This window comes from Delftia sp. BGA-UO-ETr-SB1 (assembly GCF_059567865.1).
In genome coordinates this window covers 180,195-194,121 of sequence record NZ_JCAQOW010000005.1, presented here as the reverse complement: position 1 = coordinate 194,121, position 13,927 = coordinate 180,195, and the positions used below count along the sequence as shown (strand labels likewise).

16 protein-coding genes are annotated in these 13,927 nt (G+C 66.6%); 9 read left to right on the top strand and 7 right to left on the bottom strand.

All coding sequences use genetic code 11. From position 1 onward, the window contains the following. Positions 1–14: 14 nt before the first annotated feature. The 4 genes from AC57B5_RS11035 (at position 15) to AC57B5_RS11020 (ending at position 3,475) form a co-directional block, all read left to right on the top strand. Complete coding sequence (locus AC57B5_RS11035; protein ID WP_012204260.1) at positions 15–926, top strand: O-acetylserine/cysteine exporter; 912 nt, start codon at positions 15–17, stop codon at positions 924–926. A 244-nt stretch (positions 927–1,170) separates the two neighbouring features. Continuing rightward, complete coding sequence (locus AC57B5_RS11030; RefSeq protein WP_012204261.1) at positions 1,171–1,497, top strand: DUF3649 domain-containing protein; 327 nt, start codon at positions 1,171–1,173, stop codon at positions 1,495–1,497. Beyond that, a complete protein-coding gene (locus AC57B5_RS11025) occupies positions 1,494–3,146 on the top strand; it encodes a PepSY-associated TM helix domain-containing protein (protein WP_496399518.1) in 1,653 nt (550 codons plus the stop codon). The genes AC57B5_RS11030 and AC57B5_RS11025 overlap by 4 nt, the downstream gene beginning before the upstream one ends. Further along, positions 3,143–3,475, top strand: coding sequence for a DUF3325 family protein (locus AC57B5_RS11020; RefSeq protein ID WP_269197099.1), 333 nt, complete (start codon positions 3,143–3,145; stop codon positions 3,473–3,475). The genes AC57B5_RS11025 and AC57B5_RS11020 overlap by 4 nt, the downstream gene beginning before the upstream one ends. A 1-nt stretch (position 3,476) precedes the next feature. On the opposite strand, the gene hpaI is transcribed toward AC57B5_RS11020, so the two are convergent. Genes hpaI through AC57B5_RS11000 form a run of 4 tightly spaced genes read right to left on the bottom strand, consistent with a single transcriptional unit; the run spans position 3,477 to position 8,403 of the window. Then, positions 3,477–4,283 (bottom strand): 4-hydroxy-2-oxoheptanedioate aldolase, encoded by an 807-nt coding sequence (hpaI, locus tag AC57B5_RS11015; RefSeq protein ID WP_496399517.1) that lies wholly within the window; start codon positions 4,281–4,283, stop codon positions 3,477–3,479. Between the two features lie 30 nt (positions 4,284–4,313). Continuing rightward, positions 4,314–5,801, bottom strand: a complete 1,488-nt coding sequence (locus AC57B5_RS11010) for an NAD-dependent succinate-semialdehyde dehydrogenase (RefSeq protein ID WP_496399516.1) — start codon at positions 5,799–5,801, stop codon at positions 4,314–4,316. A 34-nt stretch (positions 5,802–5,835) separates the two neighbouring features. Further along, a complete protein-coding gene (locus tag AC57B5_RS11005) occupies positions 5,836–7,365 on the bottom strand; it encodes a UxaA family hydrolase (protein ID WP_496400104.1) in 1,530 nt (509 codons plus the stop codon). 42 nt (positions 7,366–7,407) lie between these two features. Further along, positions 7,408–8,403, bottom strand: coding sequence for a Bug family tripartite tricarboxylate transporter substrate binding protein (locus tag AC57B5_RS11000; protein WP_034391410.1), 996 nt, complete (start codon positions 8,401–8,403; stop codon positions 7,408–7,410). A gap of 137 nt (positions 8,404–8,540) precedes the next feature. Between AC57B5_RS11000 and AC57B5_RS10995 the strand changes: the two genes are divergently transcribed. The 5 genes from AC57B5_RS10995 (at position 8,541) to AC57B5_RS10975 (ending at position 11,144) form a co-directional block, all read left to right on the top strand. After that, the gene (locus tag AC57B5_RS10995) at positions 8,541–9,512 is read left to right on the top strand and encodes a LysR substrate-binding domain-containing protein (protein WP_496399515.1); all 972 of its coding nucleotides are present in this window, start codon (positions 8,541–8,543) and stop codon (positions 9,510–9,512) included. Between the two features lie 12 nt (positions 9,513–9,524). Then, positions 9,525–9,839: a hypothetical protein gene (locus tag AC57B5_RS10990; protein WP_156897932.1), complete on the top strand. Its 315-nt coding sequence runs from the start codon at positions 9,525–9,527 to the stop codon at positions 9,837–9,839. Between the two features lie 8 nt (positions 9,840–9,847). Then, positions 9,848–10,246, top strand: coding sequence for a hypothetical protein (locus AC57B5_RS10985; RefSeq protein WP_496399514.1), 399 nt, complete (start codon positions 9,848–9,850; stop codon positions 10,244–10,246). 63 nt (positions 10,247–10,309) lie between these two features. Further along, on the top strand, positions 10,310–10,672 hold the full coding sequence (locus AC57B5_RS10980) for a hypothetical protein (RefSeq protein ID WP_496399513.1): 363 nt from the start codon (positions 10,310–10,312) through the stop codon (positions 10,670–10,672). 4 nt (positions 10,673–10,676) lie between these two features. After that, positions 10,677–11,144, top strand: a complete 468-nt coding sequence (locus AC57B5_RS10975; RefSeq protein WP_496399512.1) for a hypothetical protein — start codon at positions 10,677–10,679, stop codon at positions 11,142–11,144. A gap of 176 nt (positions 11,145–11,320) precedes the next feature. Here the strand turns inward: AC57B5_RS10975 and AC57B5_RS10970 are convergent, their stop codons facing one another. From AC57B5_RS10970 to AC57B5_RS10960, 3 genes are read right to left on the bottom strand one after another with little or no spacing between them, the layout of a single operon-like run. Further along, the gene (locus AC57B5_RS10970; RefSeq protein ID WP_097202995.1) at positions 11,321–11,641 is read right to left on the bottom strand and encodes a 2Fe-2S iron-sulfur cluster-binding protein; all 321 of its coding nucleotides are present in this window, start codon (positions 11,639–11,641) and stop codon (positions 11,321–11,323) included. Next, entirely contained in the window at positions 11,638–12,873 is a 1,236-nt protein-coding gene (locus AC57B5_RS10965; protein WP_496399511.1) for an NAD(P)/FAD-dependent oxidoreductase, read from the bottom strand. Before AC57B5_RS10965 ends, AC57B5_RS10970 begins: the two co-directional genes overlap by 4 nt. Beyond that, positions 12,870–13,922, bottom strand: a complete 1,053-nt coding sequence (locus tag AC57B5_RS10960; protein ID WP_496399510.1) for a xylose isomerase — start codon at positions 13,920–13,922, stop codon at positions 12,870–12,872. The genes AC57B5_RS10965 and AC57B5_RS10960 overlap by 4 nt, the downstream gene beginning before the upstream one ends. Positions 13,923–13,927 lie beyond the last annotated feature (5 nt).

Below are 13,927 nucleotides of genomic sequence, written 5' to 3'. Positions count from 1 at the left end.
ACCGAGGGCAGGGCATGACCGCGCAGCACCTGAGCCGTGGCGACTGGGCGCGTGCGCTGCTGGTCATCCTGATCTGGGGCACCAACTTCGTGGCCATGAAGTTCGGTCTGCTGACGCTGTCGCCCATGCTGCTGAGCGCGCTGCGCTTCGTGGTGGCGTCGCTGCCCTTTTTGCTGTTCGTGCGCCCGCCCAAGTCGGTGGGCTGGCGCTATCTGGCCGCCTATGGGCTGGTGCAGGGCGTGGGCCAGTTCGGCATGCTGTTCCTGGGCCTGAAGCTGGGCATGCCGGCCGGCATGGCCTCGGTGGTGCTGCAGACGCAGGCCTTCGTCACGCTGCTGCTGGCCGCCTTCCTGCTGGGCGAGCCCGCGCGCCTGTGGCATTGGCTGGGCCTGGTGGTGTCGCTGGGCGGGCTGGTTGCCATTGGCAGCGCCCATGGCGAAGGCGACAACGCCATGACGCTGGCCGGCTTTTTGCTGACCGTGGGTGCAGCCTGCATGTGGGCCGTGTCCAACATGATCACGCGCTATGCGGCGCGCAGCGGCCCCTACGAGCCCTTCCCCTTCATCGTCTGGAGCAGCATCTTCCCCATCGCGCCGCTGATGGCCCTGGCCGTCTGGACCGATGGCGCGGATACGGTCGTGCAGCAACTGGCGGGGATCGACCTGACCGCCGTGGCCTCCATCCTGTACCTGGCGCTGCTGGCCACGCTGCTGGGCTACGGCCTGTGGACGCGCCTGCTGCAGCGCTATGCGGCCGGCACGGTGGCGCCGCTGTCTCTGATGGTGCCCGTGGTGGGCCTGGTCTCGGCCATGCTGCTGCTGGGCGAGCGGCCCACCTTGATGCAGTGGATGGGCACGCTGGCCGTGCTGGCGGGCATGGTGATCAACCAGTTCGGCGGGCGCTGGCTGGCGGGGCGGGCGCGATAGGGGAAAAGGCGCCAGGGAGATGGTCGGGGCCGGTGGCAGGAGGCCGGCTTTGCATTTCTTTAAATGACTCGGGTAATAAAAATCATTATCATTCCCGCTCTTTGAAAGGCGGCGTGCTTCAGGCGCGCGGCCAACGCCCGGCGCCGCACAGACCTTGGACTGTTGTGGCGCCTTTGTCCGTCCGGGCCTGCGCTGCGGCCGCGGCGTCCGGAACGGGCAACGATCCGCAAGAAAGGTCATCTCCATGCAAGCCTCGACCCCGGGAGGGTCCTCTCCATCCTTGCTGCGCTACCGCGTGGCCGTGGCCTCGCGCGCCTTGGCAGCGATCGGCGGCGGCTATCTGCTGTCGGCCGCCTGCGCCGCCACGGGCGCGCGCGCCATGGTCTGGCTGGGCGTGGAACGGGCCGATGCGGCGCTGGGCTCGACGCTGCTGGCCTTCATCATCTACGCCGTGGCGGCCATGTGGGCCTTCGGCTGCGCCAGCGCCTGGCGCGCCTGGGCCGTGATCGGCCTGCCGGGCGCGGGCCTGGGACTTCTGGCCTGGATGCTGTCGAACGGAGCCGCCGCATGAGGGCAGACGGCAAACCCGAGGGACTGCGCCAGTCCATGTCCTGGCTGCACACCTGGAGCGGCCTGCTGCTGGGCTGGCTGCTCTACGCGGTGTTCTTCACGGGCACCCTGAGCTATTTCCGCGACGAGATCAACGACTGGATGCGGCCCGAGCTGCACGGCTCGGTGCAGGACGCCGACACCGCGCAGCGCGCGCTGAACGCCATGCAGCGCATCGCGCCGGAAGCCACGACCTGGACGCTGGGCCTGCCCGGCCCGCGCCAGGTAGCGGTGGCCGCATCCTGGCGCGAGCCCGGCGCCGCCACGGGCCGCGCAGGCACCAAGCGCGCCGAGATCGACGCCGCCACGGGCGAGAAGCTGGAGCCGCGCGAGACACGCGCAGGCAACTTCTTCTACCGCTTCCACTTCGAGCTGCACGCCATGCCGCGCATCTGGGGCCGCTGGATCGTGGGCTTCGCCACCATGCTGATGTTCGTGGCCATCATCACGGGCGTGATCACGCACAAGAAGATCTTCACGGACTTCTTCACCTTCCGCCCGCGCAAGGGCCAGCGCTCCTGGCTGGACGCGCACAACGCCACGGCCGTGCTGGCATTGCCGTTTCACATCGTCATCACCTTCAGCGGCCTGGTGCTGCTGATGTTCATGCTCATGCCCTGGGGCATACAGGCGGCCTACAACGGCGACACCAATGCCTACTTCGCCGATGTGCGCGGGGCACGCGGGCAGGCGGCCAACCAGGGCCCGGGCGCGCGCGGTGGCAAACAGGAGCGCCAGGCGGCCGCGCTGGCCGATATCGCGCCCATGATGGCCGAGGGCGCGCGCCGCTGGCCCGAGCACGGCGTGGGCAGCATCACCGTCAACGCGCCCGGCACCTCGCGCGCGGTGGTCGAGCTGCGCGAAGGCGGCGGCATGAGCCTCATCAACCGGGGCCAGTCCGAGACCCTGCGCTTCGACGGCGTGACCGGCCAGTTGCAGGCCAGCCCCGAGGCGCCCGCCATCTCCTGGGTGCGCGCCACCAGCAACGTGATCACCGGCGTGCACCTGGGCCGCTTTGCCGAGCCCGCCACGCGCTGGCTGCTGCTGCTCAGCGGCGTGGTCGGCACCTTCATGGCCGCGTCCGGCATGGTGCTGTGGGTGGTCAAGCGCATGCCCGAGCGCCGCAAGCTGGGCCGCACGCCCTTCGGCCACCGGCTGGTGGAGGTGCTCAACGTGGGCTCCATCGCGGGCCTGTCGGTGGCCGTGGCCGGCTTCTTCTGGCTCAACCGCCTGCTGCCCGTGCCCATGCAGGCACGCAGTGATTGGGAGATCAACGGCTTCTTCATCATCTGGCTGCTGTGCCTGCTGCATCCGCTGCTGGTCTCGCACCGCAATGCCTGGCTGCAGCAGATGGCGCTGGCCGCCGTGCTGTACGCGCTGCTGCCCCTGCTCAACCTGCTGACGGGCGGCGCTTCGCTGGTGCAGACCCTGGCCAACGGGCAGTGGAGCATCGCCAGCTTCGAGCTGCTGATGCTGGGCCTGGCCGCCATCCACGGCGTGGTGGCCTGGTGGCTGCTGCGCGGCAAGCCGGCAGCGGCTGCATTGCCTGCAGCCGCCCGCACGCAAACCCGCACCACCAGCCATGCCCCCACGCTGGAGCGCGCGTCATGATGATTCTTGCCGCCTTTTTTCTGGCCTTTGCAGGCTTTGCCGTCATCGCCGCTTCCATGGACCGGCACCAGGACCAGCTGGGCACCGAAGGCCTGGCACCCGCGCGCCTGAAGGCCTGGCGGCTGGCCGGCTACGCGCTGCTGGCCCTATCGCTGGCGCCTTGCCTGCTGCGCTGGAATGCCTCGGTGGCCTTGGCCGCCTGGCTGGGCCTGCTGACCTTTGCGGCCCTGGCCCTGGGCCTGCTGCTGACCTATGCGCCGCAGTTCGCGCGGCGTGTGGCCGCTGCTGCAGCGGCGGCGGGGCTGCTGGCCTGGCTGGTGGCTGGCTGATTCAATAGGCGGCAGCTGCCTGCTGTGCAGGCGCGGCCACCGGCGAATCATCGAACTGCGCGCGCAGCCTGCGCGCCGCATTCGCAAACAGCAGCACATCCACGCCCACGGCCACGAAGCTGCAGCCCAGATCCAGGTAGCGGCGGGCCAGGGCGGGGTCCGAGGTCAGGGTGCCGGCCGCCTTGCCGCTGGCGATGATGGTCTTCATGGCGGCTTCGATGGCGGCCTGCACTTCGGGGTGGCCCGGGTTGCCGCGGTGGCCCATGGAGGCGGCCAGGTCGGCGGGGCCGATGAAGACGCCGTGCACGCCGTCCACCGCGCAGATGGCTTCAAGGTTGTGCAGAGCGGCCACGGTCTCGGCCTGCACCAGCAGGCAGATCTCGTCGTCGGCCACCTGCAGGTAGTCGCCGCGTGCGCTCCACTGCGATGCGCGGCCCACGGCGCTGCCCACGCCGCGCACGCCCAGCGGCGGGTAGCTCGTGGCGGCCACCACGGCGCGCGCCTGTTCGGCCGTGTCCACCATGGGCACGAGCAGGGTGGTGGCGCCTATGTCCAGCATCTGCTTGATCAGGGCCGTGCTGCCTTCGACCACGCGCACCACGGCCTGGGCCGGGTGCGGGGCCACGGCCTGTAGTGCGGCCAGGGTGCTGCGCACGTCGTTGGGCGCGTGCTCGCCGTCGATCAGCAGCCAGTCATAGCCGCAGGTGGCGGCAGCCTCGGCCAGGTAGGGGTCGGCCATGGACAGCCACAGGCCGATGCGGGGCTGGCCTGCGGCCAGGGCGGTCTTGAAGGGGTTATGGGCTGGCATGGTGTCCGGTGATTTCGTTGAGGGAAAGATTCAGTCCAGCAGGCCCTGGCAGACGTACTTGGTGTGCAGGTAGTCGTCCAGGCCGTGGGTGGAGCCCTCGCGGCCGTAGCCCGATTCCTTGACGCCGCCGAAGGGCGCTGCCTCGGCGGCCAGTGCGCCTTCGTTGATGCCGACGATGCCGGTCTCCAATGCATCGGCCATGCGCCAGATGCGGCGTGCGTCGTTGCTGTAGAAGTAGGCGGCCAGGCCGAAGGGCGTGTCGTTGGCGGCGGCGATGACCTCGTCCTCGCTGTCGAAGACCGTGAGCGGCGCCACGGGGCCGAAGGTTTCCTCGCAGGCGCAGGCCATGGAGGCATCGGCGCCCGTGAGCACGGTGGGCGCGTAGTAGTTGGCGCCCAGGGCATCCAGGCGCCTGCCGCCCGTGAGCACCCTGGCGCCGCGCGCCACGGCGTCCTGCACATGGCGCTCGATCTTTTCCACGGCACGCGCATTGATCATGGGGCCGATCTGCGAGGCCGGGTCGCTGGCCGGGCCCACGTGCAGCGCGGCCACGCGCGCGGCCAGCTTCTGTGCGAACGTGTCGTGCACGCTGCGGTGCACGAAGACGCGGTTGGGACACACGCAGGTCTGGCCGCCATTGCGGAACTTGGCGGCCATGAAGCCATCGACGGCGGCCTCGATGTCGGCGTCCTCGAAGACGATGAAGGGCGCATTGCCGCCCAGCTCCAGCGAGAGCTTCTTGAGCGTGTCGGCGCTGCGCCGCGCCAGGTGCTTGCCCACGGGCGTGGAGCCCGTGAAGGTGATCTTGCGCACGCGCGCGTCGTCAAGCCAGACATCCACCACCTCGGGCGTCTTCTCGCGCGAGGCCGTGACGATGTTGAGCACGCCGGCCGGCACGCCCGCCTCCTGGGCCAGCAGCACCAGGGCCAGCGAGGTCAGCGGCGTGTCTTCCGCGGGCTTGCAGACCACGGTGCAGCCGGCGGCCAGTGCGGGCGCGATCTTGCGGGCGATCATGGCGGCCGGAAAGTTCCAGGGCGTGATGGCAGCCACCACGCCCACGGGCTCGCGCAGCGCAAACATGCGCCGGCCCGGCACGGGTGCGGGAATGATCTCGCCGTTCATGCGCGTGGCCTCTTCGGCAAACCATTCGATGTAGCTGGCCGCGTAGGCGACCTCGCCCTTGCCCTCGGCCAGGGGCTTGCCCTGCTCGCGGCTGATGAGGCGGCCCAGGTCGTCCTGGTGGGCCAGCACCAGGTCGTTCCAGCGCTTGATGATGGCGGCGCGCTGTTTGGCAGGCGTCTTGCGCCAGGCGGGGAAGGCGGCATGCGCGGCGTCCAGCGCGGCGCGGGCCTCGGCGGCGCCGGAGTCGGGCACCTCGGTGATCAGTGCGCCCGTGGCGGGGTCGGTCACGGCCAGGCGCGGGGCAGGTGCGGCGGGCGTGGCCGTCGCGGTCGTCCATTGGCCGGCGATGAAGTTGGCGCTGCGCAGCAGCTCGGGGCGGGTCAGGGTCAGTGGCATGGAATCGGTGGATACAAGGTTTGTAAGGGGCGGCTCAGCTCACGATGCCCAGGTGCCAGGGCACGAACTCATGGTCGCCCAGGCCCAGGGCCTCGCTCTTGGTGGGCTCGCCGCTGGCGTGGCGCAGGATCTGCGCGAAGATGCGCTGCCCCATCTCGGGCACGCCGCATTCGCCGTCCACGATCAGGCCGCAGTTGATGTCCATGTCTTCCTCCAGGCGGCGGTACATGGGCGTGTTGCTGGCCAGCTTGATGGTGGGCGCGGGCTTGCTGCCGAACATGGAGCCGCGCCCCGTGGTGAAGCAGATCAGGTGCGCGCCGCTGGCAATCTGGCCCGTGGAGGCCACGGGGTCGTAGCCCGGCGAGTCCATGAACACAAAGCCCGGCTCGGTGATGGGCTCGGCATATTCGTAGACGGCGCGCAGCGGCGTGGTGCCGCCCTTCATGGCCGAGCCCAGCGATTTCTCGAAGATGTTGGCAAGGCCGCCGGCCTGGTTGCCGTGGCCGACCACGCCGTTGAACTGCGCGTTCTGGCCGGCCGCGTAGCGCTCCCACCAGGCCAGGCGGTCCAGCAGCTTCTGCCCCACGGCAGGCGTGATGGCGCGGCGCGTGAGCATGAATTCCACGCCATGGATCTCGGGCGTTTCCGACAGGATGGCCGTGCCGCCGTGGCGCACCAGGATGTCCATGGCCGCGCCCAGGGCCGGGTTGGCCGTGATGCCCGAAAACCCGTCCGAGCCGCCGCACTCCAGCCCGATCTTCAGGTGGCTGGCACTGACCGTGCTGCGCCGCGCGGCATTGGCCTCGGGCAGCATCTCTTCGATGGCGCGTATGCCTGCCTCTATGGTCACGCGCGTGCCGCCCACTTCCTGCATCACCAGCGTCCGCATGAGCCGGCCTTCGCTCAGGCCCTGCGACTCCACCAGGGCATCGACCTGGTTGCGCTCGCAGCCCAGGCCCACGATGAGCACGCCGGCCAGGTTCGGGTGGCGCGCATAGCCGGCCAGCGTGCGGCGCAGCACATCGAAATGCTCGCTGGGCGAGGACATGCCGCAGCCGCTGGTCTGGGCGAAGGCCACCACGCCGTCCACGTTGGGGAATGCCGCCATGCGCTCGGCCGTGAAATGCGCGGCAATGCGCTTGATCACCGTGGCCGAGCAGTTCACCGACGACAGGATGCCGATGAAATTGCGCGTGCCCACGCCGCCGCCGGCGCGCACAAAGCCCTGGAAGCTGGCGCGCTGCGCCTCCGGCACATAGTCCACGGGCCGCACATCGGCGCCGAAGGCCGGGTCGCGGTAGTAGTCCACGATGCGCAGGTTGTGGCTGTGCACATAGTCGCCGGCCTCCAGCTCGCGCATGGCCACGCCGATCACGGTGTCGTACTTCTTCACCTGCTCGCCCTCGGCAATGCGGCGCGCGGCGATCTTGTGGCCCGCAGGCACCTGGGCGCGGGCGCGCACGCCCAGTTCGGGAATCTCCTGGCCCAGCGACAGAGCGGTCTTGGCGACCAGCACGTTGTCGTTGGGATGCAGGTGCAGCAGGGGGCTATCGGTGCGGGACATGCGGGACATGCGGGGCTTTCATCGGTGTGGGTTCGCGGGCTGTCAGCCCTTCATCAATTCGCGCAGCTTGAGCTTGTCGATGAGGACGGTCTCCTTCTGGTAGACCGTGTTCACGTACTTCTCGTAGTCCGGGCCGTCCAGGTAGAGCAGCGGCGCATCCAGCTTCTCGGCCACGGACTTGAACTCGGGGCTGGCCACGGCGGCGCGGAAGGCCTCGCGCAGCCTGGCCGCCACGGCCGGGTCCAGGCCACGTGGCGCGCCAATGCCGTTGGGCGCATCGACCACCACGTCGTAGCCGCATTCGCGCAGCGTGGGCACGTCCTTGAAGCGCGCCGTGCGCTGCTCGCCCCAGGTGGCCAGCAGGCGCAGCTTGCCGGCTTCCACATGGGGAGCCCAGGAGCTGGAGTCGGCCAGCGCATCCACGTGGCCGCCCAGCACGCCCTGCAGTGCCTCGGCGCCGCCCTTGTAGGGCACATGGTTGAGCTGTATGCCGGCCACGCCCGCAAACTCCTCCATGCCTACATGCGTGGCACCGCCCACGCCTGCATGGGCATAGGTCACCTGGCCAGGCCTCGCCTTGGCGGCGGCCACGAAGTCCTTGAGCGTCTTGAACGGCGAATTGGCGGGCACGGCAATGCCGAAGGTCTGGCCCGAGGTGCGCGCGATGTAGGTGTAGTCCTTGCGCGGATCGGCCTGCAGGCTGCCCAGTTGCGAAAAGCGCGTGACCGAGATGGGAATCTGGCCGATGGTGTAGCCGTCCGCCCTGGCCGAGGCCAGCGCCTTGGCGCCGATCATTCCCGATGCGCCCGCACGGTTCTCCACCGCAATCGGCTGGCCCAGCAGCTTGCCGGCCACGGTGCACAAAGCGCGCATGGACTGGTCGGCCGTGCCGCCCGCAGGCCAGGGGCAGATGAAGGTGATGGGGCGTTCGGGCCAGTTCTGGGCGAAAAGAGGTCCGGTGGCGGCCAGTGCGCTGGCGCCGAGGGTGGCGAGCACGAATTCGCGCCGGCTTGCATGGCGTGTGCGTGGGGTGTTCATCGCTTGTCTCCTGTATTGGCTTTTTGCAGCCCTGTGATCCGGGCCTTGGGCTGACTGGCGCGATTGTTCAGCGCCTGATCATGACAATCCAATGAAAAGATAGACTGGCTTCATAACCTCAAAGCTATGAAGACCCCATGAGCAAGATAGACCGCGTGCTGCGCTCCAACCTCAAGCTGCGCCACCTGCAGCTGCTGGTGGCCCTGGACCAGTTCCGCCACCTGGGCCGCGCCGCCGAGTTCCTGGCCGTGACCCAGCCCGCCGTCTCCAAGACCCTGGCCGAGATCGAGCGCATGCTGGACATGACGCTGTTCGAGCGCTCCACGCGAGGCACCGAGCCCACAGCCGCCGGCGTCAGCATGGTGCGCTTTGCGCGCTCGGTGCTGGCGGGCTTCGAGCGCACGCGCGATGAAATGGCGGCCGAGGCCAGCGGCACACGCGGGCGCACCAGCGTGGGCGCCATGGTGGTGGCCACGCCCGTGCTGCTGGCGCGGGCCGTCGAGCAGTTGAAGGCGCGATCGGCCCAGACCACGGTGCTGGTCGAGGAGGGCGATCTCACGCGGCTGCTGCCCAAGCTGCGCATGGGCGAGCTGGACCTGTTCGTGGGCCGGCTCGAACCCGGCTATGCCTCGCCCGACCTGGAAACCGAAGCCCTGTACGACGAGCCCATGGTCGCCGTCGTGCGCCCCGGCCATGCGTTGCTGGCGCAGCCTGCCAACTGGCAGGCGCTGGCCGACATGCCCTGCGTCATGCCCCCGCCCTGGGCATCGCTGCGCGTGAAGCTGGAGCAGCAGTTCTTCGCCCACGGCCTGCATCCGCCGGCCGATCTGGTCGAGTCCGCCTCATTCCTGTCGCAGATCAGCTTCCTGCACCAGCGCGGCGCCGTGGCCTTCATGGCGCGCGGCGTGGCCGAGCATTTCGCGCAGCAGGGACTGGTCGCCGTGCTGGATCTGCCCGTGCCCATCGACCTGCCGGCCGTGGGCCTGATCACCCTGCGCGGCCAGCCGATGACGGCGACGACGCGGTTGCTGGTGGAGTGTTTGCGGGCGGTGGTGGGCAAGTCGTTGGCTACAGCACGCCACGGCGAGCAATTGCAACATGGCAGATAAGGAAACGCAGCAATGTCTGAAGATAATCCATGGCCCAGCGGCGAATCAAAGCCGGTCATCCTGTTGTCTGATGGGCCTTCGGAGCTGTCCAGAAAGCACGGACTGCATTTTGTGAGAGATGTTGACGATCTGGATGTCTGCCATTATTGCTATGCCTTGGATAAGGATGTTGGTACCATCCTCTTTCATTTCTACGTGAATTCGCCAGCCAAAGGCACAGCGATCTATGTGGACAGAGGTGTTGAGACGGTTTTTGCCATCAACAAGCTGATGGCGAATTTTTCCATTCACCCATCTGAGGTGAAGTGGGTTCAGTCGGACATGTAGATGCGCCCATGAAGAACATGCTTGTAGTATCGAAAACCTGCGATGCGGGCAAAATTCAATCCAGTCCGCTTCCGCATGGCTGTTTCGTTGTGACGGGGAAGGGTAAGGACCCCGGATTCAATCTTGCAATAACGAGGTTGCTGGAGATCGGGTGTGAATTCTTTGCGACGTGGGGAGACTACTCCGACGCGGAAGAGATCATTGATGACTTGATTCTGGACGCCGGCGATATGGATGCTGTCACTATCTCCCTGAACGAGAGCTTGGAGGATGCCGTTGAATTCTTCGCTCATGGCGCATTTCCCGGGCTCAATTGCGTGAGATTTGTATTGCTGATTTGCCAAGATGCACCAGAGAATCTGATGTTGAAAGCAATATCTCTGTTTGAAAAGGAGTTGAATCTGTAGGAATGTCTTGGGTTTCTGTTGGCTGAAGATGATTTAAGAATCCATCTGGATGAGATTCAATTCATGATCTGGAATAATTTTCTTGTAGACGGCGTTCATGAGGCTGCAGCACTGATCGGTTATCTTGCGAGTTCTTTGGATCTTTCTCCTGGTGATTTTTGTGCAATAGATTCAGTCGAGCAGCTCGTGGAGCAAAAGGCAAAAATTGTTTTGCTGATTGAAGATTCTCATGAATTCCAAGGGATGAAAATGGTCACTGTATATCTTGAAGAGGATGTTGTGGTGGAGAATTCAACCTTTGCTTTTATGGCAAGGAATTTCAAGATTGATATTTATTTGCCTGACGAAGATTCCGGATATTATCGTGATCTTGTTTTGCTGGATAAAACGGGTGGGATGAAGAAAGTCACCCTTCAGGGGAGTTGACTCAATGAGTACAATTATCCAGGATATTGCGGAACAGGTTCTGGTGAAATATGGTTCATTGCGTGAACCCAATTACTTTGAATTATCTGCTCCATCTTGTGATGCCAGTGCGCTGAAAGAATCGATTGAGCATATCGCTGAGTCACAAGACTATTCAGATGTGAACGATGATGTGTGCTATCGCCTTGACATCAATGGCAGTATTGGTTGTTATGAGATTTTTATTTCCTGGGTCGGAAATTATGTGGCCATCCTGGAAAATTCTGACAAATCAGGCAGGCAGGTGATTTCAGGGGCAGGGTGCGATCATTTGTTGAATCAAATAATTGAAAAGATAGTATCGGCTGGATTTGTCATTCTGGAAAAGAGTGTTCTTTTGATGAATATGGATTTCACGCTGATAAATTCAGACGATGATTTTGCTCCGGTATACAAGGTACTATTTACCGACCACGATCTCAGGTTCTCTTGAGGTATTTGATTACCCAATGTAGTGGGCTGAGATAGCCCTTCGCCCTCTCGATTCCAGGCAATGGCTTGCGGTGCCGCTTGACGCGTTCCGGAACCCACGGCCTTGCGTTAGGTGACATGGGTGGTGCGCGATTGCGGGGCGGGCTGTCCGGGGTTGCATCCCCATCTGCACAGCCCTCAGCTCTGCGCCACCGGCATGCCCACCACCAGCCCGTCGAGCTGCGGCGATACCGTGATCTGGCAGGCCAGCCGCGAGTCGCCGCGCACGTCGAGGGCGAAGTCCAGCATCTCCCTTTCGCCGCCCTGGGCCGGGCCCACGCGGTCCAGCCACTCCGGTTGTATGTAGACATGGCAGGTGGCGCAGGCACAGGCGCCGCCGCACTCGGCATCGATGCCCGGCACGCCGTTGGAGACAGCGGCGCGCATGAGGCTCTGGCCGTCGGTGGCCTGCACCACGTGCTCGCGGCCGCTGTGTTCTATGAAGGTGATGGTGGTCATGGCGTGGGTGGGGCTTTTGGGGGGAGGGGCGGGAAACCGGGGTCGGCGCAGTGCGTGGCGGCGATGGCCTTGCGCGCTGCCATGAATTCGCCCGGTGAGTTCACGCATTCGGCGGCGCACAGCTGGCCACCGCGCAGGTGCAGGACGGCGAACCTGCCGCTGGCCGGGTCGCCGCGCAGCACGGTCTGGTCGCCATGGCCGGGCAGGCCGGCGATCTGCAGCTTGGTGTCGTACTGATCGGACCAGAACCAGGGCGCTTCATGGGCGGGCAGTGCGCGGCCCGTGATGGCGCAGGCTGCGCGCCGGGCCTGTTCGAGCGCGCTGGGCACGCTTTCGAGCCGGTGCAGCCCGGGGTAGCCGGCCAGGGGGCGGCGCGTGGCATCGCCTATGGCGTAGATGCCGGCCATGGCGGTACGGCCTTCGCCGTCCACGGCAATGCCGCCCGCGCAGTCCAGGCCGAGGGACTGCGCCAGCTCCACGCTGGGCGCTGCACCCACGCCGATGAGCACGGCATCGCACTCCAGGCGGGAGCCATCGGCCATCCTCAGGCCCGTGATGCCGGTGGGGCTGTCGCCCTGGATGGCGGTGACCGAGGCGTTGAAATGCATCTCCACGCCCTGGCCTGCATGCAGGCCGTGCAGATGTGCGGCCATCTGGGGCGAGGCGCTGCGCGACAGCAGCCTGCCTTCGCGCTCGATGACCCGGACCTGCACCCCCAGCTTGCGGGCCGTGGACGCGACTTCGAGACCCACATAGCCGCCGCCGATGATGGCCAGGCAGCGGGCGGTCTGCAGGTGGCCCCGCAGCGCCTGCGCGTCTTCCATGGTGCGCAGGTAGGTCACGCCGGGCCGCTCACCCCCGGGCAGGGCCAGCCAGCGCGGTGCGGCGCCTGTGGCAATGACCAGGTGGTCGTAGTGCAGTGCCGACCCGTCGTTCAGCGCTACCTGCCGCGAGCCCGGCTCTATGGCCATGGCGCGCACGCCCAGGCGCAGGGCAATGGCCTGGTCGGCATAGGCGCTGGCGGGCCGCAGCAGCAGGTCGTCCGGGCCCATGGCCTGCTGCAGCCAGGCCTTGGACAGCGGCGGGCGCTGGTAGGGCGGCAGGTCTTCGCCGCCGACCAGAGTGATGGGACCCGGGTGGCCGTACTGGCGCAGCAGGGCGGCCAGGGTGCCGCCGGCATGCCCGGCGCCGATGATGACGGCGTGGCCTTGGGGGTGTTGTGCGGGGGTCATGATGCACCTTTGCACGAGGCCTGGACTGCGGGGCGGGCGCAGATCTCGTCCCAGGCTTGCCGCATGAAGCGTGCGGCCGCCACGTTCTGCGCCAGCAGGTCATAGCGTGCGCCCAGGCCGTAGTCGGGCAGGTTGATGAATTCGGTGGTGAGGTGGCGCAGCGGGCTGTGCGGGTGCGCGTGGTGGTAGGCCAGCACCTTGCGGATGGCCTCTTTGGAGGGCTCCAGCAGATAGGCGTGCCAGGGCGAATGCCATTCGCCGGGGCCGGGCCGCAGCATGGGGTACTGGATGCCCCGGCCCGGGCTGCCGTCCTCGTTGCGGTGCCACAGGTTCAGGGGTTGGTTGGGGCCGGTTGCGCGCAGCTGGGCCCAGCGCACGATGCCCATGTCCAGCCATTGTTCGCACAGCGAGCCGGGCTCGAAGGGGTCCAGCACCAGTTCGCCGCTCTCGACCAGTTCGCGCACGCCCGACAGTTCCTGCTCGGCCGGGTTGCCGATCTTGAAGTTCACATGGCTGTAGTCCAGCGTGAAGTGGAAGGGCACGCCATGCGCCTGCACGCGCCGGGCCACCTCGCGTACGCGCAGGAAATCCTCGGTCCACATGTTGACGTGCAGCTCGAAGCTGGGCTCCACGCCCAGAGACATGGCGTCGTCGTAGACGCGCAGGTAGTGGTCGGTGATCTCGGCATCGTCCAGCACATGGCCGTCGCGGTGGTGCTTGAAGGTCATGATGTTGTGGCAGCGCGCGCCTATGGCCTGGCAGATGCGCAGGTTGTGGGCCAGCAGGGCCTCGTCCTCGCCCAGGCGGTAGAACCAGCTGGCCGTGTGCACGGGCAGATTGAACTCGGCGATGGCGGCCTCGTACTCGGCCATTTGCGTGCGCAGAGGCAGGCGGTCGAAGCAGTCGAAGGCGCCGGTTTCACTGACCAGGCGGAACTGCTCGCGTATGGGCAGCTCCTGAAGGCCGATGGGCTGGTGGCGCGAGGAGCGCTGCACGCCACGGCCGTTGCAGCCGATGGGCGGGAGGGTCGGGTGGGTGTCGTCGTGCATGGCCC

What these genes read in the sequence shown, in the direction of transcription:
- AC57B5_RS11035 (WP_012204260.1), top strand. Translation starts at nt 15, where the DNA reads ATGACCGCGCAGCACCTGAGCCGTGGCGACTGGGCGCGTGCGCTGCTG.
- AC57B5_RS11030 (WP_012204261.1), top strand. Translation starts at nt 1,171, where the DNA reads ATGCAAGCCTCGACCCCGGGAGGGTCCTCTCCATCCTTGCTGCGCTAC.
- AC57B5_RS11025 (WP_496399518.1), top strand. Translation starts at nt 1,494, where the DNA reads ATGAGGGCAGACGGCAAACCCGAGGGACTGCGCCAGTCCATGTCCTGG.
- AC57B5_RS11020 (WP_269197099.1), top strand. Translation starts at nt 3,143, where the DNA reads ATGATGATTCTTGCCGCCTTTTTTCTGGCCTTTGCAGGCTTTGCCGTC.
- hpaI (WP_496399517.1), bottom strand. Translation starts at nt 4,283, where the DNA reads ATGCCAGCCCATAACCCCTTCAAGACCGCCCTGGCCGCAGGCCAGCCC.
- AC57B5_RS11010 (WP_496399516.1), bottom strand. Translation starts at nt 5,801, where the DNA reads ATGCCACTGACCCTGACCCGCCCCGAGCTGCTGCGCAGCGCCAACTTC.
- AC57B5_RS11005 (WP_496400104.1), bottom strand. Translation starts at nt 7,365, where the DNA reads ATGTCCCGCACCGATAGCCCCCTGCTGCACCTGCATCCCAACGACAAC.
- AC57B5_RS11000 (WP_034391410.1), bottom strand. Translation starts at nt 8,403, where the DNA reads ATGAACACCCCACGCACACGCCATGCAAGCCGGCGCGAATTCGTGCTC.
- AC57B5_RS10995 (WP_496399515.1), top strand. Translation starts at nt 8,541, where the DNA reads ATGAGCAAGATAGACCGCGTGCTGCGCTCCAACCTCAAGCTGCGCCAC.
- AC57B5_RS10990 (WP_156897932.1), top strand. Translation starts at nt 9,525, where the DNA reads ATGTCTGAAGATAATCCATGGCCCAGCGGCGAATCAAAGCCGGTCATC.
- AC57B5_RS10985 (WP_496399514.1), top strand. Translation starts at nt 9,848, where the DNA reads ATGAAGAACATGCTTGTAGTATCGAAAACCTGCGATGCGGGCAAAATT.
- AC57B5_RS10980 (WP_496399513.1), top strand. Translation starts at nt 10,310, where the DNA reads ATGATCTGGAATAATTTTCTTGTAGACGGCGTTCATGAGGCTGCAGCA.
- AC57B5_RS10975 (WP_496399512.1), top strand. Translation starts at nt 10,677, where the DNA reads ATGAGTACAATTATCCAGGATATTGCGGAACAGGTTCTGGTGAAATAT.
- AC57B5_RS10970 (WP_097202995.1), bottom strand. Translation starts at nt 11,641, where the DNA reads ATGACCACCATCACCTTCATAGAACACAGCGGCCGCGAGCACGTGGTG.
- AC57B5_RS10965 (WP_496399511.1), bottom strand. Translation starts at nt 12,873, where the DNA reads ATGACCCCCGCACAACACCCCCAAGGCCACGCCGTCATCATCGGCGCC.
- AC57B5_RS10960 (WP_496399510.1), bottom strand. Translation starts at nt 13,922, where the DNA reads ATGCACGACGACACCCACCCGACCCTCCCGCCCATCGGCTGCAACGGC.